Below are 21,516 nucleotides of genomic sequence, written 5' to 3'. Positions count from 1 at the left end.
CGCTTACCCTTTGGCAAAACCGGTCATCTCAGCAGCCGGGTAATCTTCGGTGCGGCCGCGTTGTGGCATAAAAGCCAAGACGAAGCCGACCGGTTGCTGGAGCTTCTGCTAGAGTACTCTATCAACCATATCGACACCGCCGCTCAATATGGCGATTCCGAATTGCGCGTGGGGGCCTGGATGCGCGAGCATCGCGACCGGTTTTTCCTAGCGACCAAAACCGGGGAGCGCACTTACCAGGGTGCGCGCGCGGGGCTGCATCGGTCGCTCGAGCGCCTGCGCGTGGCGCAAGTGGACCTGATTCAGTTGCACAACCTGGTCGAGGAAGACGAATGGCAGATAGCACTGGGGCCAGGTGGGGCGCTGGAGGCGCTGGTGGAGGCGCGCGCGCAAGGGCTGGTGCGATTTATTGGGGTCACTGGTCACGGCACCCGCATCGCCGCGATGCATCGCCGATCGCTGGAGCGCTTCGCCTTCGACTCGGTGCTGTTGCCCTATAACTATCCGATGCTTTCCCAGCCGCAATACGCGGCCGACGTGGCGGCGTTGCTGGGCGTGTGCCGGGCGCGCGGAGTCGCGATTCAGACTATCAAGTCGGTAGCGCGTCGGCGCTGGCAAAACCTACAAGACCCGCGCAAGGCGAGTTGGTACGAGCCGCTGCGCGATCCGGCGGCGGTGGCGCGAGCGGTTAATTTCGTGCTCGCGCAGCCCGACCTGTTCCTCAACTCCTCAAGCGATACCGCAATTTTGCGTGATACGCTGGAGGCGGCCGGGGCACCGCTGCGATTGCCCGAACCGGCCGCGATGGAGGCGGATGTTGCCAACTACCAGATGACGCCGCTCTTTGCCCCCGGCGCCCTGGAGCGGATCTAGAACCGGGTCGCTCGGACTCAAGATCGAGCACGCAGTCGTGGTGGAGGGTTGATCATGGGTCGATTGGATGACAGGACGGTGTTGATAACCGGCGCTGCGCAAGGCCTGGGTGGGACTTACGCTCGCGCGCTGGCCAACGAAGGGGCGCGCGTCAGCATCTGCGACGTGCGCGATCCGGCGCCGCTGGTGGCCGAAATCAACGCGGCGGGAGGCAGGGCGATCGGCAGCGTGGTGGACGTTACTCAGCCTGAGGCGGTGGCGCAGTGGGTCGCGCGCAGCCAAGCCGAGCTGGGTCCGATCACGGTATTGATCAATAACGCCGCGTGGGCCGGGGAAGGCACTCCCAAGTCGTTTCTAGAGATAAGCTCGGCCGAATGGGAACGCGTGATGGCGATCAACGCGCGCGGCTTCTTCGAGTGCGCCAAGGCGGTAGTGCCGCTGATGCGCCAGCGTAGCTACGGCAAGATCGTCAATATTTCCTCGGGCACTTTCTTCAGCGGCATTCCCGGCCGCCTCCATTACGTGGCCTCCAAGGGGGCGGTGGTGGGCTTTACCCGGGCCCTGGCGCGGGAGGTTGGCCAGGACGGGATCAGCGTCAATTGCATCGCCCCGGGACTAACGCTTAGCGACAATATTCGGGGCAAGCTTGGGGTTTTGCAGGCCGCGCGCGAGATGGAAATCCAGGCGCGCGCCTTTAAGCGCGATGAGATGCCCGAGGATCTGGTCGGTGCGGTGATCTATTTTTCCTCTTCCGCCAGCGATTTCGTCACTGGCCAAGTGCTCGTGGTTGATGGCGGCATGGTGATGTATTAACGTTCCGTGGCCATCGCGGGATAGGGCGAGTGGAGAGAGCGCTGCGGCGTTTTGGCGGGTATTGGTTGTTGCCGAACTCTTCTATTGTAACGAACCCAAGGCCTGGTTGGTGACAACCTAGTTCAGGGTTTGAGCCCGCGCTGTTCTTGAGCGGCGGCCGAAGAGGTCAGCGATGGCCGAAGCCGCCGCCGTGAAAGCCCCCGAAGCCGTGAAAGCCACCAAAGCCGCCTACCCCGTGGTAGCCCCCGAAGCTGCCCACGCCGTGGTATCCGCCCATACCACGATAGGTTCCGACAAAGGGAACCGGTGGCACGTAATTGGACGGGAGCTGACCGGGCAAAGGCATGGTGCGGCCAAATATCGGCGGCCCACCCGCGGTAACTGGCACGAAGGGTCGGGGCACGTACCCGGGCGTGGCGTAACGGTAGCCGCCCAGGTAACGGTAGCCATACAGATAACCCGGCGCCAGTGGGAGAATGGGGGTACCCACAAAGGCTCCGGGATAACCCCAAGCCGGTGAAAACATCCCCACCATCAAGAGCGGTATGGCAGGCATCAGTGGGCCACCGATCAGCGGGTCGTCCTGCTGTTGATTCTCATAGGCGTCAATCCCTGCGATGCTCTCGCCTGCCGTGGGATCGGCGGGCGGCGCATCTTCGTCATCGGTAGGCCCGGTGGGCGTGGTGGCTTGAGCTGCCACCATCGCGGTTGGATTGTTGGGCTGGGGCGGGTTGAGCAATTGCGGACGCACCATGATCCGATTGTCGATTACGATATCCTGCTGGTTTAGAAACTCGCGCGCTTTGGCCTCAGCATCCATCTTGCCAAAGGGCGTGGCGCAGAAACCATAGAGGACCAAGGTCTGAAAGCCCAACTGGTCGGTGGTGATACGCGCTTCCACCAGCGGCAGCCGGTGGTCATGGAGATAGCCTGATAAGGCCGCCGAGAGCGGATCGACCTGAGTTGTATCGGCGTGGACCGCGGTCGCGAGGGCCAGCCAGAGCGCGGCAAGGGCCGCGATTGCAAGCGCGGCTTTCATCGGTTTAACTTCATACAACGCCTGAATACCGACGGGGTCAAGGGCGCGCGCGCCGTGGCTGGCGAGACAAGGCCTTGCGGTCATGTTATGCTCGTCTGGGCATTTGAACACTGGAGCATAAAATATACATGGTACAGAGAAACACGTCGGCGCTGCTGGCCGTCAGCCTTCTGGGTCTAGGCAGCGTGATAGTAGCCGCCGCGGGATGGGCGGCCAGTGGGGATTCCTCGACGGTCTTGGCTACCGTGGGCCAAACCAAGATTACTCAGGCCCAGGTGGATGCCAAGGCCAAGCCGCAATTGGCTGCGATCCAGACGCAGATCTATCAGATTCGCAAACAGACTTTGGACCAGATGATCAACGACTACCTGATCCAGCAGGCGGCTAAGGCGGCAGGCCTGAGCGAGCAGGCTTACCTGAAGAAAGAGGTTAACGATAAGGTCAAGCCGCCCAGCGAGGCCGAGATCCAAGCCTTTTACAAGCAGAATCAATCGCGGATTCACCAGCCGCTGGAAAAGATCCGCGCTCCTTTGGTGTCGTTCATGGAGCGCCAGCAGCTTCAAGCGGCGCAAAATCAGCTCCTGTCCGATCTGCGCGCCAAGGCCAAGATCGACGTCCTGATGCAGGTGCCGCGGGTGCAGGTGGCGACCACCAACAGCGCGGGCGTGTTGGGGCCGGCGCAGGCCCCGGTGACGGTGGTGGAATTTTCCGATTTTCAGTGCCCCTTCTGCCGGCGCGCGGAAGATTCGATCAAAGAAGTTTTGCAGAAGTACCCCTCGCAGATCCATTTCGTCTATATGGACTTTCCGCTCTCCATCCATGCGCACGCCATGCAGGCGGCGGTAGCGGGTCGCTGCGCGGCGGATCAGGGGAAATTCTGGCCGATGCATGACGCGATGTTCGCGGATCAGAACAAGTTGGACCCCGCCGGCCTGAAGGCTACTGCGGCCCACCTGAAGTTAGATACCAAGAGCTTCGACGAATGTTTGGACAAGGGAGAGCATACCGCCGAGATTCATCAGAGCGAGGCCGAGGGCAATAGCCTGGGGGTTGACGGTACGCCGACCTTTTTCATCAACGGTATCGTGATGAGCGGCGCGCAGCCCGCCAGCGCAATTGAGGAGACGATAAACAGCGAGTTGGCGCGGGCCAAAAACGGTAACCCAAGCCGCACCGCGTCGGATTAAGCATGGTTTAGGCGGGCGGTATGAGCGGCCCCGGACGACGCCGGGGTCGCCTCCTCCGCTCGTGCTCAGAACGTAAGCACGGTGCGCACGACCTCGCCCGCCTTCATCGCCTCGAACGCCGCGTTGACCTCGCTCAAGGGCGCGCAGCGGCTGACCATGTCGTCCAGCTTCAGTCGTCCGCGGCGATAAAGTTCCAGATAGCGCGGCGCATCGACCTGAAACCGGGTCGAACCCATAAAGCAGCCTTGCAATTTGCGTTCACCCAGCAGGAGCAGCGATTCCAATTCGATCTTCTGATTCCAGGGCAAAATTCCCACCACCGTGGCCATCCCGCCCGGTTTGAGGCTTTTGAAGGCCTGCTCGGCGGTGAGTTTCAGCCCAATACACTCGAAAGCATAGTCCACCCCCGCCGGGAGCAGGGCGCGCAGGGCGTCTAACGGGTCGCCGGCGGAGGCGTCGATTGTATCGGTCGCGCCCAGTTGCTTGGCCAGTGCCAGCTTGTGCTCGACCTTGTCGATCGCGATGACGCGGGCGGCGGCGGCAAGCTGCGCACCTTGGACGGCGGCCAAACCGATTGCACCGCAGCCAAAAATCGCCACCGTTGAGCCTGCCTCCACCCGCGCGGTGTTGAGCACCGCACCCACACCGGTGACCACGCCGCAGCCAATCAAGGCGACCTTTTCCAGCGGTAGTTCAGGGTCCACCTTGACCAGCGCGCTTTCATGGACCAACAGCGCTTCGGCGAACCCGCCAATATCGGTAAAAGCCTCGGCCTTGGCGCCTTTATAGCGTAGCCGTGGTGGTTCCCCCCGACCTCTTTGGGTCAAGCCGCGGCGATAGCACAGATGAGGCTTGCCGGTCAGGCATCGATCGCAGCTCCCGCAAGCGACAGTTAGGCAGGCAATCACATGATCGCCGGGCTTGAGGGCTTGCACCTGGGGGCCTACTGCCTCGACTACGCCCGCAGCCTCGTGCCCCAGCACGATCGGCGGGAGCATCGGCAGGTCGCCCTCGATCACATGCAGATCGCTGTGACACACGCCGCAGGCGGCGGTTCGAACTCGCACCTCGCGACCGAGCGGGTCGTCGATCACGATTTCATCGATGAGCAGCGGCCGCTTGATCTCCTGAAAAATCGCTGCGCGCATCGCACATCCTCCCCAAGGCAAGCCATCTTGTTTCAGCCCAGTCGTCAGCATAGCGCCGATGGCTAATTGCGGTCGATGATGGGAAGCGGGCAAAGTAAGCAACTTTAATCACGAGATATTTGTCGGATCAGCGGATTTTTCTCTTTCTATCATCATCTGCTTAACGCCCCTCCCAGGCTTGGATAATCTCTATCCCAAGATTTCGACAGGCGCTCGTTTTATTCTGCTCAGCGATGGGGTTGCGCAAGGCCTATGAGAGTGTGCTTCTTCGCAAGCATTTCCGACCGCGTCGCATTGCCCAAGAGCTTTTACGGCCAGGATATCGCGCTGCTGGAGGAGTCAGGGCATGAGGTTACCGTGGCCACTAACCTGGCCGACATCCCGCGGCGGTGCGATCTGGTGATGGCTTGGTGGTTCGGCTCGGGCGTGCGCGCGGTGCTGGGAGCGCAGCTTATGCGCCGGCCCTGCTTTTTGATGGGAAATCTCGATTCCGAGCTGGACGGCGCACGGCCTAAATACCAACGGATACTCATCCGCTACGGTGTGCGTCATGCCACTGCAGTAGGCGTCTTGTCGCAGACCGACTATGACTCGGTCCACAGGCTGCGGCCGCATAATTTGTTCCTGGTTCACCTCGGGCTGGAGGTTGATAGCCGTGTTGCCCGGCGCTCGGAGCGCGAGCCAATCGTGCTGTGCGTGGGAACCGTCGGCATAGATCCGGGCGCGCGCAAGCGCTTGGACAGCTTGCTGAAGGCGATCGCGCTGGTATCCAAGGACCAACCGCGACTACGGTTCCATTTCATCGGCAGCCCGGGCCCCGGTTACGAGCGCTTTATTCAGACCGCGCGCAATCTGCAAGTTGCCGATCGGATCTCTCTGCGCGGGCGGGTCAGCTTCGAGACCCGCGACGAACTGTATCGGCGCGCGCTGATGCTGGTCCATCCGGTGCGCTATGAAAACCTGGCGGTTGCGCAGCTGGAGGCGATGAGTCACGGCCTGCCGGTAATCACTACCCGCTGCCCTCTGACCCTGGAGATAGCTCAGGATGCGGCTCAATATTGCGATCCGGCCCAGGCCGGCGAGATTGCACAGCAGCTAAATGCGCTGGCTACTGACCCCCAGCTGTGGGAGCGCCAGAGTATCAAGGGGCGCCAACGAGTGGCCGAGTCTTACAGCCGCGCCCGCAGACGCGCACGGCTGGGCGAGATTATCGACTTGGTGATGGCGGGGCGCCTACCCGTTAAGCTTGGCCGCCAAATCGCGTGAGGTCTGCCCGCTTAGCGGGGTAGATGGGCCCGCGGTCGGTCCCATTGAAAAAAGCGAGTTCTCGGTCTCCGCTACCTTATCGTGGCTATAGGAACCGCTGATTTCTTCTCCATATACGGCAAAAGGAAGACAAAAAAGTGAAGCTGCTTGCGGCCCGCGGCTCACAGTCGCGGGCACCTTGACGCTTAAAGCTTTTGATGAAAGCTTTAAGCTGCAATGACATCTGTTCGTATCCAAACGTGACCGCTTCGCTGCCATCGGCACGGTCACGCTCAATCGCCGTCAGTATTGGAATTTTGGCGGCTTTGGTAATTTACCTGTTGGGCACGGGACTGTTCTCTTTTCAATGGAGCGGTGCGTTGCTGCATCACGGCTTGCGTACGCTAGCCATTAATCTGCCGCCGCCCACCGAGCGCTGGCTCAACATCAACCTTCGCCTAGCTGCGCACGCGGCCGAGTATTTCGTTCTGTTTTTCGTCTTGGTCGTGTGTTCGCGCCTGTCGGCGACCGGTGCCCTGGGAGTCACCCTGCTTGCCGCCATAGCCGATGAAATCCATCAATTCTTCGTACCTTCGCGCACTTGCAGCCCCACCGATCTGGAGCTCGATCTGGCGGGAGCGCTGGCGGCCTATCTGCTCTATTCGCTATGGCGCCGTTGGCGTCGTATCCAGCGCCGCCAGCAGCCGCTAGCGCGCCGTGCCCGCTAGGGATGAGGGCGGCCGCGACCGGCGCTCTTCCTTGGCGGCAGCCAGGTCATGTAGCGTTACAACTGCAACCATCACGGTTTTGCAAGGAGGCTCGAAAATGGCTGGTCAGGATGAGGCCAAGGCTCTGCTCAAGGGCGCCTATGACATGCATGTGCATAGCGGACCTGACGTGATGGCGCGCAAATTCGACGACCTGGAGTTGGCCAAACGTGCGGTCGAAAGCGGGATGTCAGGCTTCGTGCTGAAATCGCATTACACCTGCACGGCCGACCGCGCCACGCTCCTCAATCGCGTCTTTCCCCAGATTCATGCCTTCGGCGGCTTGGTGCTTAACAACGCGGTGGGCGGTCTCAACCCGATTGCGGTCGATATAGCCGGTCGCTTGGGCGCCAAGGTGGTTTGGCTCCCCACGGTGGATTCAGCCAACGAGCTAGAGAACGTGGCGGGGCAGAAGGACGAAAGCAAGCTGCCGTATTGGATGGGAATCGCGCGCGAGATGCGGGCCCTGGGTATCGCGGGAGAATGGATTCGAGTGACCGACGAGGGGCTGAAGGTCAAAGCGGCCACGCGGCAATGTCTGGAAGTGATGGCCAAGCACGATATGATCCTGGCCACCGGCCATATCAGCCCGCCCGAGATGGCCCCGGTGGTCAAGGCGGCGCGCGAGGCCGGGGTCAAGCGCATTGTCATCACCCATCCGGAATTTCCTACTACTTTGCTCAGTCTGGATCAGCAGCGCGAACTGGCACGTTACGACGTGCTCTTCGAGCGCTGCTTCACCACTGCCTATACCAAAAAGATTCCATGGGAGCATGTTGTTAACAACATCCGCGCGATCGGTACCAGCACTACGATTCTGGCCACCGACCTGGGCCAAACTTACAATCCGTATGTTGACGAAGGACTAACCTACTTTATCAGCAAGATGCTGGAGGCAGGCTTCCCAGCCCGCGATATCGAACGAATGGTGAGCCATAATCCCGGGGCGATCCTGGGTCAGGAGTAGCCGGTGGCCTCGGCCCATCAGCAGACGGTTCAGCGAGAGTTTGCCAAGCAGGCGCGCTCGCTGGCGGGTAGTCCGGTCCATCGCGATCCCAACCGCTTGCGCGAGCTGGTCGAGCTGAGCGGCGTGCAGGCAGGGGCGCGCGTGCTCGACTTGGCCTGCGGCCCGGGACTGGTCGCGCAAGCCTTTGCCGCTATCACCGGCCGGGTGATCGGGCTGGACCTGACGGAGGGGATGCTGCGCGAGGCCGGCGAGCGGGCCCGATTCCCAGTTGCCTTGGTGCGTGGGGACGCCGAGCAGATCCCTTTGTTAAGCGGCACGATGGATTTGGGCGTGATGCGCTATACGGTCCACCATTTGCCCCGGCCAAAGGTGGTCGTGGGTGAGCTGGCGCGAGTACTCAAAGCTGGGGGGCGCGCGGTTATCCTGGATGAGATTTGTTCGGATGATCCGGTCAAGGCGGCCTATCACAACCGCATCGAATGGTTGCGCGATCCCTCGCATGTGCGTGCGCTGAGCGCCGCCGAGTTGCTTCAAGTCTGCCGCGACGTTGGTCTACGTGTCGAGAAAGCGCAGCCGGGCAACCTCGACATGGACTTTGAAGAATGGTCAAGCCGTACTTTCCAGAGTGCCGAGCGGATCGCGCAGGCGGCCGACTTGATGCGGGGCTGCCTAGGTCGCGATGATGCCGACCTTGGGGTGCGGATGGTCGATGGCAAGCTTCATTTTCGCCTGCGCACTTTGACTGTGCTGGCGCGCAAAGCTTGAGATTTTGGTGTACCCGCGCGGGGTGCCTTCAAAGCTCTTCGCCCAGCCGCTGATCGATCGATATCCGCGTAGGCGAAGTCGGACGCCCTGCCTCCAGCGCACATTGAGTTGACCCTCGAACTCATCGGTAAGGTGCCCACCGGTCCGTTCGACCGCCTCGCGAGCGGGCGTGTCGCGGGGCAGGGCGAGCACGTCGACGCCCGATTGTCGCAAGCTCTCACGTGTCGCCTACAACTCCTGCACGCTTATTGCAGACTACCGCCGGCGGCTTGTTCCAGCGCGACCTTGCCCGCGAGCAACTGATTGACGGCTTGCAGATAGGTACTCTGCGCGCTGCTTTCCTGCTGGAAGGTAGTAATCAGGGTCGTGAAATCCGCCTTGCCACCCTGGTAAGCCACCAGCATCACGGCGAATGCCTGGCGAGCCAGCGGAATCAGCGTGTTTCGATAAAGCAGTGCGGTCTCCCGCGATCGCAGGATTTGCCGATAGGTGGTCGTCACCAAACCCGCGGTCTGCACCCGGATTGAGTCGAGGTCCTCGCGTGCCGCCTCCAGGTTGCGCTCGGCGGCGGCGAAGTCTTCGTTCTTGGCCCAGAAGAACAGTGGCAGATTGAAGGCCAAAGTCACGTTCCAGTCCTGAGTATGCGCCAGCGTCGGAGCAAAATTGGCGACCTCGAAGTGGTCCAGGCCAAAGCCGATGGAATAGTCTGGTGCATATTCCAGTCGCGCCAGTTTGAGCGCGCTGGCTTGGTTTTGTTGGGCCAGCGCCGCTTCCAGGATTTCCTGCCGTTTGCTCGTCGCCAAATCGATTATCTGCTCCAAGCGCGCCTCGAATCCGGTCAGATCGAATTGGCGCGTGACCTCCAGGGGCGCTTCGGCTCGGCGCATCAGAAGCACGTTAAGCGCGGTTTGGTCGTTGGCGATTGTGACTAGCTGTTGGCGGCCCTGCTCGCGCATCGCTTCCAGGGCGAACTTAGCGTTGATGACATCGCCTTGGCTGGAAAGATTGGCGGTGTAAGAGATCTCGGTGACCTTCAGTACTTGTTCCAGACTCGCGGCGTTGGCCACAATCAGATCATTAAGCGCCAAATCCAACTGGAGCTGGTAATAGGCGGTCTGGACCTGCGCGCGCACGTCACGCAACACCGCCCGGTAGGCCAACTCGCTAATATCGGCGGTGTGCTTGGCGATTGTGCCCTGCAACAACGCTTTGCCCGGAAACTGAAGAGACTGGGTGATGGCGTAACTCTGGTAGGCTGGGGTGCCCAGGCCACGCCAACTGTCGCCGTTGAGAAAAGAGGCCTGAGGGTCGCTGGGAGTATATGCCTGGACAATCTGATGCTGGGCCGCCTCCCAGCGGGCGCGCGCCGCCCGCACCTGCGGGTTGACTTCCAGGGCCTCGTGGATAGCCTGATCCAGGCTCATCACCTGGGCGTGAGCCTGGCTGGGTATCCAGAGTAAGCAAAGCGCTATGCCGAACAACACGTTCTTGGTTCGCATCGTCAAACCTGTAATAAATCCAACTTCGGCGCGACTAATTCAAAGCCGCGTCCTGGTGCTTGGAAATCCTGAACGGGTCGCGGGGCCCGTGCGTCATGCGATGCGGAATGCTAGCTTGCGCGCCGGGTAAAACCAATCACGCTGCCACTATACACGGTAAATTCCGTGTTACACACCCAGCGCGATTTTCTTCCGGCCGCCCTGACTATTCAATGAAAAGAAATTAACCAGCAGCTCGGCCAGGTCACTGCCACTTGACGGCGTGGCCCTGACTGTTATTATTTAGAGCCTTCGTAAACAGGATTGGCCGCAATAACCATGCGCCCTTGTACATTTTTAGGGGCTCGCCCGATAGCTGTAAGCCGGTGCGCGCGCGACGTGCGCCATCGCTCGCACGGTGGCCTGGAGGCCCGGGGGGGTTCTACGTTGTTGCGCGCCAGCATCTTTGGTGGCCGGGAATGCTGGCCGGGATAGCGCGCGAACGCGGTCGCCGGGTTGGAATCCTGGCGATGGCCGTCCTGTTGCTGGCGGCGCAGTCGCTATCCGCGGCCCATTTCCATCAACAGACGTTTCAGGAGTACTTCGGTCCGTCGGCGCAGGTCAGCGACGTCTTTTGTGCGCTGTGCTTGTTCCATTTTCATTCGCCTACCCAGCTCAGCCAGAGCTGCGGGCCGACACTGCCTGTCGAGGGCGCGCGGCAACGCATGGCTGGTGCCCGTGTGCCATTGGTACTAATCACTTGGGCCAAGGTTTTCTCCCGCGCACCTCCTGTCGCGCTCTGAGTTCCCAGCTTTACTACAAAGTGCCTCTCGAGCCCCGCGCTTGTTGTTCTTAAGCGGGCGGGCTGGGGCGGATAACGACTCGAATACGAGAGGGAAATCGGAGTGCGCAAGTATGCTATTTTGGTTGGAATGATTCTGCTGCTGGGCGCTAATCCAGCACCGGCCGGTGCCCAAGCAACCCATTCACATGAGATATCAGGAAACGTGACGGACGCGTTGGGCCGGCCGCTCGCCACGGTGGCGATTGAGTTGCAAGATGGCGGCGGCAAAGTGGCGGCGCGCACCCACAGCGACGCCAAAGGTGAGTTCCATTTCAAGGATCTGGCCGCGGGCGTTTACGCGATCGTGGCGCGTCAGGCGGGTTACAAGCCCTCCACCCGCATTGTTAGCGTGGGCGCCGCTCCCGGCCCGGCGGTGACCCTGGCGATGGAGTCGGAGCAAGCGCTCAGCGTGCAAGTGGTAGCCACCCGTATCAGCCGCCCGAGCAATAGCGTGAGCGTCACCGGGAACAGCCAATACACGCTCACCCGTCAGCAGATCTCGAACCTTCCCGAGGGCCAGAATACGCCGATCAACGACGTCCTTCAGCAGATGCCGGGGGTGGTGCGTGACGAAGATCAGCAGGTGCATATCGAGGGAGAACACGCGGATCTGCAATGGCGGATCAACGGCGTGATGCTACCGTTGGACAGCTTCAGCGGGTTCGGCCAGATCCTCAACAGTTTTTTCGTTCAGCGTCTGAGCCTGATCGACGGTGTGTTGCCCGCCAATTTGGGCTATCGAGACGCCGGAGTGCTTGATATCCAAACCCCGGACGGTTGCTCCAAGGGTGGCGGGAACGTGTCGTTTTACGGCGGCCAACGTGAAACCGTCCAGCCCAGCTTCGATTATGGGGGGTGCGACGGTGGGTTGAGCTATTTCATGACCGGCACCTATCTTCACGACAACCTGGGCTTCAGCCAATCTACCCCTAACCACACCCCGCTGCACGATCTGTCGGACCAGGGGCAATTTTTCGGTTATTTCTCCTACGCCCTAAGTTCCACCGCCAAGCTTAGCCTGATAACCGGGGTCTCGATCAACAACAGCGAGTTTCCCAATGTCCCCGGTCAAACGCCGCTATACAGTCTGGCGGGAGTGAATCCGGCTAACTATCCCTCCTCGATGCTCAATGAAAGCCTGGATCAGGACTATTACTTTGCCGTTTTGTCGCTGAGCGGCGTGATGCCCTCGGGAATCGGCTACCAGGTGTCCTATACCGCGCGCTATAGCACGATCACCTTCAATCCCGACGACGTTGGCGACCTCATCTATCAGGGTGTTGCCTCCGATACCTTCCACAGTGATTTTGCTAACACTCTGCAAACCGACCTGACCTACAACTTGGGATCGCACCTGTTTGGCGCCGGCTTTTATGTGGGCGAATACGGGGTCGAGCTGGACGATACCTCGCGGACTTTTCCGGCCAATTCCTCGGGGCAGCAGACCAGCGACGTGCCCATTTCGATCGTGGACAACCAAAACGCCATCAACATGCTTTACGGGGTATATCTGCAGGATGTGTGGCAAATTGCGCCCAAGCTGACCCTGACCGCCGGTATCCGCTGGGATATGGTCACGGGGCTGACCAGCGGCAACCAGTTCAGCCCGCGCATCAACCTGCTTTACAAACTTAACCGGGCGACCGACCTACACGCCGGCTTCGCGCGCTTTTTTCAAACCCCGTCCTTCGAGACCATCTCGCCGCGCAGCTTCGCCCTGTTTCAGAACACCACGGCGGCTGTGGGCCAAGGCTCCTCGGCGATTTTGCCCGAGCGCGATTATTATTGGGACGCCGGCGTGGTGCGCCATATCGGTGAGCATCTGACGCTGGAGGAAAACGCCTATTTCCGCCTGTCGCACGATTTAATCGACTTGGGCCAATTCGGCTACGTACCGATTTTTGTTCCTTTCAATTATCGCAACGGCCGGATCTACGGTGCCGAGACCAGCGCGACCTATAATTGGAAAAAACTGGCGGTGTGGGCCAATTTCGCCTACTCGATCGCGCAAGGCAACGACGTGGTTACCGGCCAATACAATTTCACGCCGCAGGAATTAAGCTATATCGCCAATCACTATATTTATCTCGATCACGAACAGTACTACACAGCTTCGGGTGGAATCACCTATGGCTGGCGCCAGTATCTGTTCAGCCTGAGCGGGGTGTACGGAAGCGGGCTGCGCGCGGGCTTTGCCAATACCCAGGAGTTGCCGGAAAACTATCAGATCGATGTGTCGGCGATGCGAAGCTGGCAGGTGCCAGGACTGGGAGAGGTGCAGGGGCGCGTGGTGTTGGTCAACCTGATGGACCGGATAAACGAACTGCGCAATGGCACGGGAATCGGGATTTTCGAGCCTGCCTATGGACCGCGCCGTACCCTGTACGCTGGGATCACGGTTCCGTTGCCGGCGTTGGGAGGCCATTCCAGTCCGTGAGCCGGGCGTGGCAAAGGACGGTCTATCGGAAAAAAACCCCGACTGGATGGGTGGCGAGAGGGCGCCTTGACACCCGCGCGGCGGGCAAGTTAATCAAATCACAGAGCAGCGGCCGGCGCGCCGGCGCCCCCGCCGATATTCAAGGCACCCAGGGAGGAGAACTCATGGCGAGCGCGTACGCGGGTCCCGAGCTACCCAAAAGTCGCAGCGATTTGTCACGCATAATGGCGGAGCAAAGCGCGAAGGCGACCCCGAGTTTCTTTCACCTGCGCGCACAACTGCCCAAGCAGGGGCGCACTAACCTGCCGGTGGCCACCACCGACCGCATGTACGTATGGCTCAAGACCTACGCGTCGGGTGGCGAAAACGAGCTCCACGCCCATCCCAACGAAGACCATATGTTCCTGGTCTTGCAGGGCTCGGCCGAGTTTTATGGCCCCAAAGGCGAGACCCAGGTGGTGAGCAGGATGGACGGGGTATTTTTGCCGCGCGGCTCCTTCTACTGGTTCAAGACCGTCAGCCAGGAGCCGCTGGTAATGTTGCGTGTTGGTGCTTGCGTCGATCCTAACGAGGACATCATGGGGCGTATTAATATTAAGGGCGAGCCCATGCCGGGCGATTCCGCCGAGAACAAGGAGGTGCCCTTGATCCTGCATCAGGACGCCTGGTTCGAATAGCGCCAAGCGTGGCGGCCGATATTGGCTTGGTCAAGCGAGCCGCCGCGCCCGCCCATCGGTGGCCTAGGCCGTGCCGCTAGCGTCAGCGGCGTACCAAGTTGTTCGAGTGGTTCGACCGCGAGCGAGTTAGGAAATTCGATACGCGCGGATGGCGCGTAGCGAGTGCTCCTGATGGTAGGCTAGCTCCTCGGCTGAATAGCGAGCCTGCGGCGCTAGTACGCAGGCGACGCGTGCATGACAGGCATCCGCGCAGGCGGCCATAAGACGATAGTCGACGCATCGACGCGCGTTCCAGCCATCGCGGCCGATCGCGGCAGTGGGGCAGGCCGCGATGCAGGCTCGTGAAGTGCATTGGGGGCAGGGGTCGAAGTTCAAGGCTGGGCCGGCGGCATCCAATTCCAATCGGATCAGCAAGGCCGCACGCATCGCGATCCAGGGGCCGTAGGTCGGATGGACCAGGAGGCCGAGCAGACTGGGAGCGCCCAAACCGGCCAGCCGCGCCAAATCCATGAAGCTAACCGCGATAGGCTCCTGGACAAAGGGAAACAGAGCGCGAGCGCGGATTGCGCGATCGGCCAAGGGCGCGACCAGCTCCTCGTTGACCAGCGTGCGCGTGTAATCGTCCAGGGGATCGGCGCGCGCGGCGTGCTCAGGATGCAGCTTCAGGTAGCGCTGATAATGGCGCCAGAACTCGCCGCCGCCATTGCCGATTACCACCACGGTGCGGGCTTGCGGCTCGATGGGTCCTAGCCTGGCCGCCTCTGGTACCACGGCGTCGTAGCGGGTCACCGCAAGCGCGGCTACCAGATTGAGGCCGCAACGCGCGGCGCGGTCGCGGATGAATTCCAGGTCTTTCATCGCCCGGCCATTACCAGCGCGCGGGCGACAGCGGCCATTGGGGTTTCGGCGCGCTCAGAGATTTCAAGCTCGGGCCAGCTTGCCAATGCCACCAGCGGGCGGCCCAGTTTGAGGGCAAAGCCGATTTCGGCCAGGGTGCCGGCAGCGCCCTGTAGCGCGATCACGGCGTCGGCGCTGGCGACCACGATTACGTTGCGCGCCTCGCCGATTCCGGTGGCGATCGGAAATTCGATGTAGGGATTGGCCGCCGCGCGCTCATAGCCGGGCAGGATCCCGATGGTGTGACCGCCTTGGTCGCGAGCGCCATGGGCCGCGGCTTCCATCACGCCGCCGCGTCCGCCGCAAATCAGCACCGCGCCCTGGCGAGCGATTTCCGCTCCGACTTCGTAGGCCAGCGTGGATAGGGCCGGCGAGGCCTGGGCCGCGCCGATTACGGCGAGCGTTGGAGCGCGGTTCATAAGCCTAGCGCCGCGGGAAGCTCGACGAGGGTGGGTACGATTAGCGCGGGTGGCGGGATTTCGGGTGGCAGCGTGCCGTGGCGATGGGACAACCAGACCACGGGAATACCGGCGCGCTGCGCACCCACGACGTCCTCGTGTGGGGTGTCGCCCACGAACAGGACTTCGTGAGGCGCTAGCTCCATCCGCTCAAGCAGGTGGTGGAAGATGCGGGGATTGGGCTTACGCAAGGCGACCTCGGCGGAAAGCACGATGACCTCGAACAGGTTCGCGATGCCGGTGTCGGCGATCACCTGGTAACCGGTTGCGGCGTCGTCGAAGTTGGACAGCAGGCCGAGGCGAAAATGCTCGCTCAGGCGGCGCGCCGCAGCGATATTGGCCGGGGGCGCGGTGGTCGCGGCGCGTACCGCGGCCATATGAATCGCGCGCAGCTCCTCGGCCAGCGCGGCTCGATCGCAGGCGAGCGCCGGGGCCATTCGAGCCATGGTCCGGCTGAACCGCTCAAGACAGGTGACCTCGATCCCTTGGGTCTCGCGTCGAGTGGCGATTTCCATGATCACCGCGTTGTAGCATTCGATCCATGCCTGGTCGTGCGCCCACCCGGGGATGGTGCGCTGAAGATGGGCGAGCAGGAGCGGGACGGTGCTGGGAAAGCTCTGACCGTTCCACTCAAAGCGGGGCAAGCGCGCGGGCTCCCATTTGACGAGTGTGTCGAACAGGTCCAGCACCAGCGCTTTGGGCCGTGTTACGCTCATCGGACGGGCACCCCTGGCGGGCGAATTCCAATCCTGGCAAATCACCGCGTCAATCCGCCCAGGCCCGCACCCTGGCAACCCTTAGACCAGGGCCGCGGCCGTGGTCAGCACTGCGATTGTTTCCAGCACCATCGCGCTGGCGTTGAGCTGGACCGATAGATGATGTAGGCGGTCGAACTGGGCCTTGCGCACGGGGTCGGGATGGGCCTCTTCGGTCACGCTTTTGACTGCATCCACCTTGGGTCCCACCACCACCCCGGCGTAAGCGATCAAGCCCAGTGCCACCGCCAGCAACAGGCAGCTCGCCAGCCACCATCCGCGCGCGGCACGAGTGAGGGCCAGATAGAGCGAAAGCAGTATAGAGACTGCGCCAGCGCCATAAGCCAAGCCATAATAGAGGGGAAAGATTCCGGCCACAACTTTACCAGCGTCGGTGATAGATAAGCGAGTAAAGATCACCGGTGCGGTAAAAAAGGCAAAAAAGACCATACCGCCCAGCCAGCAGCCAAGGGCCATCAGGTAGATAAACAAAGCAATCATCGCGCCGCGACTCCTTAACTTTTCTGGGCCACGTCAGTTAAGCATCGGTTTCCTGCTGCCCGCCAGAGGTTGGCGGGTAGCGAAGCCGGCATCGAGGGCGTGCCAAGCTAGCAGTTGTGGCTCTCCATACTGCCAGCAGAGAAAAACCACCTCGCCGGCGATTTCCGCCGGGAAATCCACCAACCCCAGGTCGATATCCTTCAGAAAGCAGCCCATTTCCTCAATGGCCTGGGCATTTTCGGCGATCGCGCGAATCGCGGTGCCAACCGCAGGATCGCGGCGGCTCAAGGCTTCCAGATCGGGTGGTTCGCTTTGCCCTTCCATGAGCTGAGCCACATGCACCCGGACAACTTGGGCCTGTTTCTGCAATTCCCGCACAATCAGCTCCAGGCGCGGAATCAAAGCGTTGGCTTCCGATACCGTAAACAAGCGGGAAAATTCGTCATTAGCCAAGAAGATCACCTCGCCGGTAGCGTCCTTGGACTACTATGATTAGATTGGCCTTACAAGGTAAGGCGGGGTTCTTGGGCGCGCGGCTAAAACCCTGATCCCAGTTGCCAGCATAGCGCCGCGCGCGGGGCGGAAGAATGGCGGGAGGAGAGCCCTTTCCAACGAAGGTTAAAGAGGATTATGGGAGAAAAGACCGTACAAAACTCACCCGATCCGGATGACAAGAGTTTTAATATAGAAATCGAAGAGGCTGAGGGCAACCTCGAAATCGGGCCCACGCTCGCGGTGTTGCCACTACGGGGGCTGGTGATTTTCCCGGGCCAGATCCATCCGTTTTTGGTCTCGCGACCGGCGTCGTTGCGGTTGATCGAGGCCGCCAGCAGGGCGCCCGGAATGCTGGCGCTGGCCACGCAAAAGAATCCCGAGGACGAAAATCCGCAACCCGCCGGTCTGTACTCGCGCGGTACCGCGGTGCGCCTGCTGAAAATGATTCGTTATCCAGACCACAGCATGCGCGTACTAGTGCAAGGGTTGGCGCGGGTGGAGCTAAGCAGCTTCGTGCAGCAAGAGCCTTATTTCGTTGCCAAGGTCACCCGGCTGCGCGATCAGGTAACGCCAAGCAAAGAATTGGGCGCTCTGCAGACAGCGATCGTGGGGCAATTCTCTAAGTTCGTCTCGCTGGTACCTTACTTGCCCGACGAACTGCAAGTGATGGCAACTCACGTGCGCGAGCCGGGGCGCTTGGCCGACTTGGTGGCCTCATACTTGAAGATTGCGGTCGAGGAGCAGCAGGACCTGCTGGCTACCCTGGAAGTGCGCTCGCGGCTGGAAAAGCTAGGTACGATTCTGCACCGCGAAATCGAGCTTTTGGAACTGGGCCATAAGATTCAATCTGAGGTCCAGAGCGAACTGTCCAAAAATCAACGCGAGTTTTATCTGCGCCAGCAGTTGCGTGCGATTCAGAAGGAATTGGGCGAGAGCGACGCGCGCACCAGTGAAATTGACGATTTGCAGGCCAAGATCGAAGCCGCCAAGATGCCCGAGGGGGCCCGTGCTGCGGCCGACAAGGAGTTGGAGCGACTGCGCCTGATTCCGCCCGAGTCGGCGGAGCACACCGTGGTCCGGACCTATCTGGATTGGCTAGTAAGCATGCCGTGGGCGGTGGCGACCGAGGATAACCTGGATATCGCGCATGCCCGTGCAGTGCTGGACGAGGACCATTACGATCTACAAAAAGTAAAGGAACGAATTCTCGAGTTCTTGGCGGTGCGTAAGCTCAAACGCACCAGCAAGGGACCGATCCTGTGTCTGGTGGGACCGCCGGGCACCGGCAAGACGTCGTTGGGGCGGTCGATCGCGCGCGCCTTGGGGCGTAAATTCGTGCGCCTGTCGCTGGGTGGGATTCGCGACGAAGCCGAGATTCGCGGCCATCGCCGCACCTATATTGGCTCGCTGCCCGGCCGCATCGTGCAGGGGCTACGCAATGCCGGTTCCAACAATCCTCTGTTCATCCTGGATGAGGTCGACAAGCTTGGTATGGACTTCCGCGGCGACCCCGCGTCGGCCTTGCTGGAGGTGCTCGATCCCGAGCAGAACGGCGCCTTCGTCGACCATTACCTCGACGTCCCAGTGGATCTCTCGCAGGTCTTGTTCCTAACCACGGCCAACGTGCTCGACCCCATTCCCGCGCCGCTGCGCGATCGGATGGAAGTGTTGGAACTGCCGGGCTACACCGAAGAGGAGAAGCTGGAGATTGCGTTGCGCCATTTGGTGCCCAAGCAACTGGGCGAAAACGGCTTGGAAGAGCATCCGGTTGCCTTCGGGCGTGATGCCCTGATCGAGATCATTCACAGCTATACCCGCGAGGCGGGGTTGCGCAATTTGGAGCGCGAAATCGGGCGCATCTGTCGCAAGATAGCGCGCGACTTTACCGAAGGCAGCGCGGTGCCCGCCAGCATCGGGGGCAAGGACGTGGCGCGCTATCTGGGACCGCCGCGCTTTTTCTCTGAGCTTGCCGAGCGTACCCAGGAGCCGGGGGTCGCCACCGGCCTGGTTTGGACCCCCAACGGCGGGGATATCCTGTTCATCGAAAGCACCAGGATGAAGGGGCAGAAGGGGCTGACCCTGACCGGCAGCTTGGGCGACGTGATGAAGGAATCGGCCCAGGCCGCGCTATCGTGGGTGCGCTCGCGGGCCGAGCGGCTGGGTATCGCAGCAGACTTCTTCGAGCAATCCGACTTGCACGTCCACGTGCCGGCGGGCGCGATCCCCAAGGACGGTCCTTCGGGCGGCGTGACGATTGCGGCCTCTCTGGCCTCGCTCCTGACCGGCCGTCCGGTGCGCTCCGATGTCGCGATGACCGGGGAGATCACGCTGCGCGGTAAGGTCCTACCGGTGGGGGGGATTAAGGAGAAGGTGCTGGCGGCGCGGCGCGCCGGAATTCGCACCGTGCTGCTACCCCGGCGCAACGAACGCGACCTCGAAGACGTCGCCCCCGAAGTGCTCAAGGAGCTGGAGTTCGTTTTCGTCGATACGGTCGACGAAGTCCTGGCCCATGCGCTGCGCGATGCCGCGGTGGCACCCGCCGCGGCAGTCGAAGAAGAGGCCCGGGGCGACGGCTCTCGTACCGTGCTCAACTGAAGACTGCTTGGGCGACAAGGCAAACCTGGCGCGAGGTTCTTACGCTCGCGCCAAGCTTGCCGCTGGCGTACGCTGAAGCGCTCAAGCTCGATCCCGCCAGGGGCGGATAACAAGCCAGGATGAAAATCGCGTTGGTGGCCGCCGAGATGGCCCCCTTTGCCAAGGTTGGTGGTTTGGCCGACGTGATCGGTGCGTTGCCCGCAGAATTGGCCGCGTGCGGGGCCCAGGTCAGTGTCCTGATGCCCGGTTACGCCAGCGCGCTGCGCTCGGTTGCCACCGAGCCGATGGGGGACGGCTTAAGTGTGATGCTGGGTGAGCGGACTGAGCATTTCACCCTGCGCAGCGGTATCGGTCCCGCTGGAGTGCCGCTGTTCTTTATCATGCACGAGGGCTTCTTTGGCCGGCCCGAGATTTATGGCGAACAGGGACGCGATTATCCCGACAATTTTCGCCGCTTCGTTTTTTTCGCTCGTGCCGCGCTACAGGTGCTGGCCAGCTTGACGCCACCCGACTTGATCCACGCCCACGATTGGCATGCTGCCGCCGTGCCCTTGCTCATGCGTGCCCACCCGGAGCTGCGCGCACGCTTTGCTAGCTGCGCGTCGGTGTTCACGATCCACAATCTGGCATTTCAAGGCCAATTTGACCGTTCGGACTTTGTTTTGCTCAACCTTGATCCAGCCTACATGGCCACCGAGTACCTGGAATTCTATGGCCGCGGCAATCTGCTTAAGGCCGCGGTGGTAACTGCCGACGCGGTTACCACCGTCAGCCCGACTTACGCGCGCGAAGTGCGCGAGCCCGGCTTGGGTTTCGGGCTTGAAGGGGTGTTGCGAGCCAAGGGCGAGCACTTTGTAGGGATTCTGAACGGAGCCGATTACAACGAATGGAATCCGGCCAGCGATCGTTTCCTGGCCGCCACCTATAGTGCCAACGACATGACGGGCAAGGACGTTTGCGCGCAGCAACTGTGCCGTCAACTCGACCTGGCCCATATTCCCGGCCGTCCGTTGATCGGGATGGTTTCGCGACTGTCCTCGCAGAAGGGCTTCGACCTGTTGCTGGCGGTTTTAGACAAATTGCTGGCCAAAGACACCGCACTGGTTATTCTGGGGCGAGGCGAGTCGGAAATCGAGCAAAGGCTCGAGCAGGCTGTGGCGCGCTATGGCGATCGACTGCGGGTACGAATGGATTACGACAATCCGCTTGCCCATCGGATTCAAGCTGGGTGCGATCTGTTTTTGATGCCCTCGCGCTTTGAGCCGTGCGGGCTGACCCAGATGTATGCACTCAAATACGGCACGATTCCTGTCGTGCGGGCGACCGGCGGACTGGCCGACACGGTGACCCAATTCGATCCGGTCGCGCGCCAGGGTACTGGCTTTCGCTTCCAGGCCTACGAAGGTGAGGCCTTGCTGGAGGCGGTTGGCTGCGCGCTGGATAGCTTCGCCGATCGCGGGGCTTGGGAGGCGCTGCGCCAAAACGCGATGGCGGCGGATTTCTCTTGGAGTCACGCCGCGCGTGCTTATTTGTCGTTGTTCGAGCGCGCTCGCACTTGGCGGATAACGAGGTGAG

The 21,516-nt window shown here is 61.3% G+C and carries 20 protein-coding genes; 12 read left to right on the top strand and 8 right to left on the bottom strand.

Features of this window, described 5'->3' with window-relative positions; all coding sequences use genetic code 11:
- Together VKV28_09290 and VKV28_09285 are read left to right on the top strand one after the other, a co-directional pair.
- A partial coding sequence (locus VKV28_09290) for an aldo/keto reductase (protein ID HLH76983.1) occupies positions 1-873 on the top strand: 873 nt, incomplete at its 5' end.
- Positions 874-927: 54 nt separating this feature from the next.
- Positions 928-1,686: an SDR family oxidoreductase gene (locus VKV28_09285; GenBank protein HLH76982.1), complete on the top strand. Its 759-nt coding sequence runs from the start codon at positions 928-930 to the stop codon at positions 1,684-1,686.
- Positions 1,687-1,852: 166 nt separating this feature from the next.
- Here the strand turns inward: VKV28_09285 and VKV28_09280 are convergent, their stop codons facing one another.
- On the bottom strand, positions 1,853-2,725 hold the full coding sequence (locus VKV28_09280; protein HLH76981.1) for a hypothetical protein: 873 nt from the start codon (positions 2,723-2,725) through the stop codon (positions 1,853-1,855).
- Positions 2,726-2,853: 128 nt separating this feature from the next.
- Between VKV28_09280 and VKV28_09275 the strand changes: the two genes are divergently transcribed.
- On the top strand, positions 2,854-3,912 hold the full coding sequence (locus VKV28_09275; GenBank protein HLH76980.1) for a thioredoxin domain-containing protein: 1,059 nt from the start codon (positions 2,854-2,856) through the stop codon (positions 3,910-3,912).
- 65 nt (positions 3,913-3,977) lie between these two features.
- Here VKV28_09275 and VKV28_09270 read toward each other — a convergent pair whose 3' ends face one another.
- Entirely contained in the window at positions 3,978-5,060 is a 1,083-nt protein-coding gene (locus VKV28_09270) for a Zn-dependent alcohol dehydrogenase (GenBank protein HLH76979.1), read from the bottom strand.
- Between the two features lie 252 nt (positions 5,061-5,312).
- On the opposite strand from VKV28_09270, the gene VKV28_09265 reads away from it, so the two are divergent.
- The 4 genes from VKV28_09265 (at position 5,313) to VKV28_09250 (ending at position 8,804) form a co-directional block, all read left to right on the top strand.
- Entirely contained in the window at positions 5,313-6,326 is a 1,014-nt protein-coding gene (locus VKV28_09265) for a glycosyltransferase family 4 protein (GenBank protein ID HLH76978.1), read from the top strand.
- A gap of 296 nt (positions 6,327-6,622) precedes the next feature.
- Positions 6,623-7,033 carry a VanZ family protein gene (locus VKV28_09260; protein ID HLH76977.1) on the top strand — a complete coding sequence of 137 codons (411 nt, stop codon included), beginning with the start codon at positions 6,623-6,625 and terminating at the stop codon, positions 7,031-7,033.
- A 97-nt stretch (positions 7,034-7,130) separates the two neighbouring features.
- The gene (locus VKV28_09255; protein HLH76976.1) at positions 7,131-8,039 is read left to right on the top strand and encodes a DUF6282 family protein; all 909 of its coding nucleotides are present in this window, start codon (positions 7,131-7,133) and stop codon (positions 8,037-8,039) included.
- A 3-nt stretch (positions 8,040-8,042) separates the two neighbouring features.
- Entirely contained in the window at positions 8,043-8,804 is a 762-nt protein-coding gene (locus tag VKV28_09250; GenBank protein ID HLH76975.1) for a methyltransferase domain-containing protein, read from the top strand.
- Between the two features lie 245 nt (positions 8,805-9,049).
- Here the strand turns inward: VKV28_09250 and VKV28_09245 are convergent, their stop codons facing one another.
- Positions 9,050-10,303: a TolC family protein gene (locus VKV28_09245; GenBank protein ID HLH76974.1), complete on the bottom strand. Its 1,254-nt coding sequence runs from the start codon at positions 10,301-10,303 to the stop codon at positions 9,050-9,052.
- 458 nt (positions 10,304-10,761) lie between these two features.
- Between VKV28_09245 and VKV28_09240 the strand changes: the two genes are divergently transcribed.
- The 3 genes from VKV28_09240 to VKV28_09230 all read left to right on the top strand — a co-directional run bounded on the left by VKV28_09240 (position 10,762) and on the right by VKV28_09230 (position 14,240).
- Positions 10,762-11,085, top strand: a complete 324-nt coding sequence (locus tag VKV28_09240; protein HLH76973.1) for a hypothetical protein — start codon at positions 10,762-10,764, stop codon at positions 11,083-11,085.
- Positions 11,086-11,187: 102 nt separating this feature from the next.
- Positions 11,188-13,563, top strand: a complete 2,376-nt coding sequence (locus tag VKV28_09235) for a TonB-dependent receptor (protein HLH76972.1) — start codon at positions 11,188-11,190, stop codon at positions 13,561-13,563.
- Between the two features lie 164 nt (positions 13,564-13,727).
- Positions 13,728-14,240, top strand: a complete 513-nt coding sequence (locus tag VKV28_09230; GenBank protein HLH76971.1) for a cupin domain-containing protein — start codon at positions 13,728-13,730, stop codon at positions 14,238-14,240.
- Positions 14,241-14,366: 126 nt separating this feature from the next.
- Here VKV28_09230 and VKV28_09225 read toward each other — a convergent pair whose 3' ends face one another.
- The 5 genes from VKV28_09225 to VKV28_09205 all read right to left on the bottom strand — a co-directional run bounded on the left by VKV28_09225 (position 14,367) and on the right by VKV28_09205 (position 17,304).
- Complete coding sequence (locus VKV28_09225) at positions 14,367-15,098, bottom strand: hypothetical protein (protein ID HLH76970.1); 732 nt, start codon at positions 15,096-15,098, stop codon at positions 14,367-14,369.
- A complete protein-coding gene (locus VKV28_09220) occupies positions 15,095-15,556 on the bottom strand; it encodes a TIGR00725 family protein (GenBank protein ID HLH76969.1) in 462 nt (153 codons plus the stop codon). The genes VKV28_09225 and VKV28_09220 overlap by 4 nt, the downstream gene beginning before the upstream one ends.
- Positions 15,553-16,311 (bottom strand): HAD family hydrolase, encoded by a 759-nt coding sequence (locus tag VKV28_09215; protein ID HLH76968.1) that lies wholly within the window; start codon positions 16,309-16,311, stop codon positions 15,553-15,555. Before VKV28_09215 ends, VKV28_09220 begins: the two co-directional genes overlap by 4 nt.
- A gap of 81 nt (positions 16,312-16,392) precedes the next feature.
- The gene (locus VKV28_09210; GenBank protein ID HLH76967.1) at positions 16,393-16,851 is read right to left on the bottom strand and encodes a DUF4149 domain-containing protein; all 459 of its coding nucleotides are present in this window, start codon (positions 16,849-16,851) and stop codon (positions 16,393-16,395) included.
- Positions 16,852-16,884: 33 nt separating this feature from the next.
- Complete coding sequence (locus tag VKV28_09205; GenBank protein ID HLH76966.1) at positions 16,885-17,304, bottom strand: DUF2203 domain-containing protein; 420 nt, start codon at positions 17,302-17,304, stop codon at positions 16,885-16,887.
- A gap of 177 nt (positions 17,305-17,481) precedes the next feature.
- On the opposite strand from VKV28_09205, the gene lon reads away from it, so the two are divergent.
- Both lon and glgA read left to right on the top strand, forming a co-directional pair.
- Positions 17,482-19,941 carry an endopeptidase La gene (gene lon / locus VKV28_09200; protein ID HLH76965.1) on the top strand — a complete coding sequence of 820 codons (2,460 nt, stop codon included), beginning with the start codon at positions 17,482-17,484 and terminating at the stop codon, positions 19,939-19,941.
- Positions 19,942-20,060: 119 nt separating this feature from the next.
- Positions 20,061-21,515: a glycogen synthase GlgA gene (glgA, locus tag VKV28_09195; protein HLH76964.1), complete on the top strand. Its 1,455-nt coding sequence runs from the start codon at positions 20,061-20,063 to the stop codon at positions 21,513-21,515.
- Position 21,516 lies beyond the last annotated feature (1 nt).

This window comes from Candidatus Binataceae bacterium (assembly GCA_035294265.1).
Classification (GTDB): Bacteria; Desulfobacterota; Binatia; order Binatales; family Binataceae; genus DATGLK01.
Note: the sequence above shows the minus strand (reverse complement) of the source record. Positions and strands in the feature narration are given on the sequence as shown.

What these genes read in the sequence shown, in the direction of transcription:
- VKV28_09285 (HLH76982.1), top strand. Translation starts at nt 928, where the DNA reads ATGGGTCGATTGGATGACAGGACGGTGTTGATAACCGGCGCTGCGCAA.
- VKV28_09280 (HLH76981.1), bottom strand. Translation starts at nt 2,725, where the DNA reads ATGAAAGCCGCGCTTGCAATCGCGGCCCTTGCCGCGCTCTGGCTGGCC.
- VKV28_09275 (HLH76980.1), top strand. Translation starts at nt 2,854, where the DNA reads ATGGTACAGAGAAACACGTCGGCGCTGCTGGCCGTCAGCCTTCTGGGT.
- VKV28_09270 (HLH76979.1), bottom strand. Translation starts at nt 5,060, where the DNA reads ATGCGCGCAGCGATTTTTCAGGAGATCAAGCGGCCGCTGCTCATCGAT.
- VKV28_09265 (HLH76978.1), top strand. Translation starts at nt 5,313, where the DNA reads ATGAGAGTGTGCTTCTTCGCAAGCATTTCCGACCGCGTCGCATTGCCC.
- VKV28_09255 (HLH76976.1), top strand. Translation starts at nt 7,131, where the DNA reads ATGGCTGGTCAGGATGAGGCCAAGGCTCTGCTCAAGGGCGCCTATGAC.
- VKV28_09245 (HLH76974.1), bottom strand. Translation starts at nt 10,303, where the DNA reads ATGCGAACCAAGAACGTGTTGTTCGGCATAGCGCTTTGCTTACTCTGG.
- VKV28_09240 (HLH76973.1), top strand. Translation starts at nt 10,762, where the DNA reads ATGCTGGCCGGGATAGCGCGCGAACGCGGTCGCCGGGTTGGAATCCTG.
- VKV28_09230 (HLH76971.1), top strand. Translation starts at nt 13,728, where the DNA reads ATGGCGAGCGCGTACGCGGGTCCCGAGCTACCCAAAAGTCGCAGCGAT.
- VKV28_09225 (HLH76970.1), bottom strand. Translation starts at nt 15,098, where the DNA reads ATGAAAGACCTGGAATTCATCCGCGACCGCGCCGCGCGTTGCGGCCTC.
- VKV28_09220 (HLH76969.1), bottom strand. Translation starts at nt 15,556, where the DNA reads ATGAACCGCGCTCCAACGCTCGCCGTAATCGGCGCGGCCCAGGCCTCG.
- VKV28_09215 (HLH76968.1), bottom strand. Translation starts at nt 16,311, where the DNA reads ATGAGCGTAACACGGCCCAAAGCGCTGGTGCTGGACCTGTTCGACACA.
- VKV28_09210 (HLH76967.1), bottom strand. Translation starts at nt 16,851, where the DNA reads ATGATTGCTTTGTTTATCTACCTGATGGCCCTTGGCTGCTGGCTGGGC.
- lon (HLH76965.1), top strand. Translation starts at nt 17,482, where the DNA reads ATGGGAGAAAAGACCGTACAAAACTCACCCGATCCGGATGACAAGAGT.
- glgA (HLH76964.1), top strand. Translation starts at nt 20,061, where the DNA reads ATGAAAATCGCGTTGGTGGCCGCCGAGATGGCCCCCTTTGCCAAGGTT.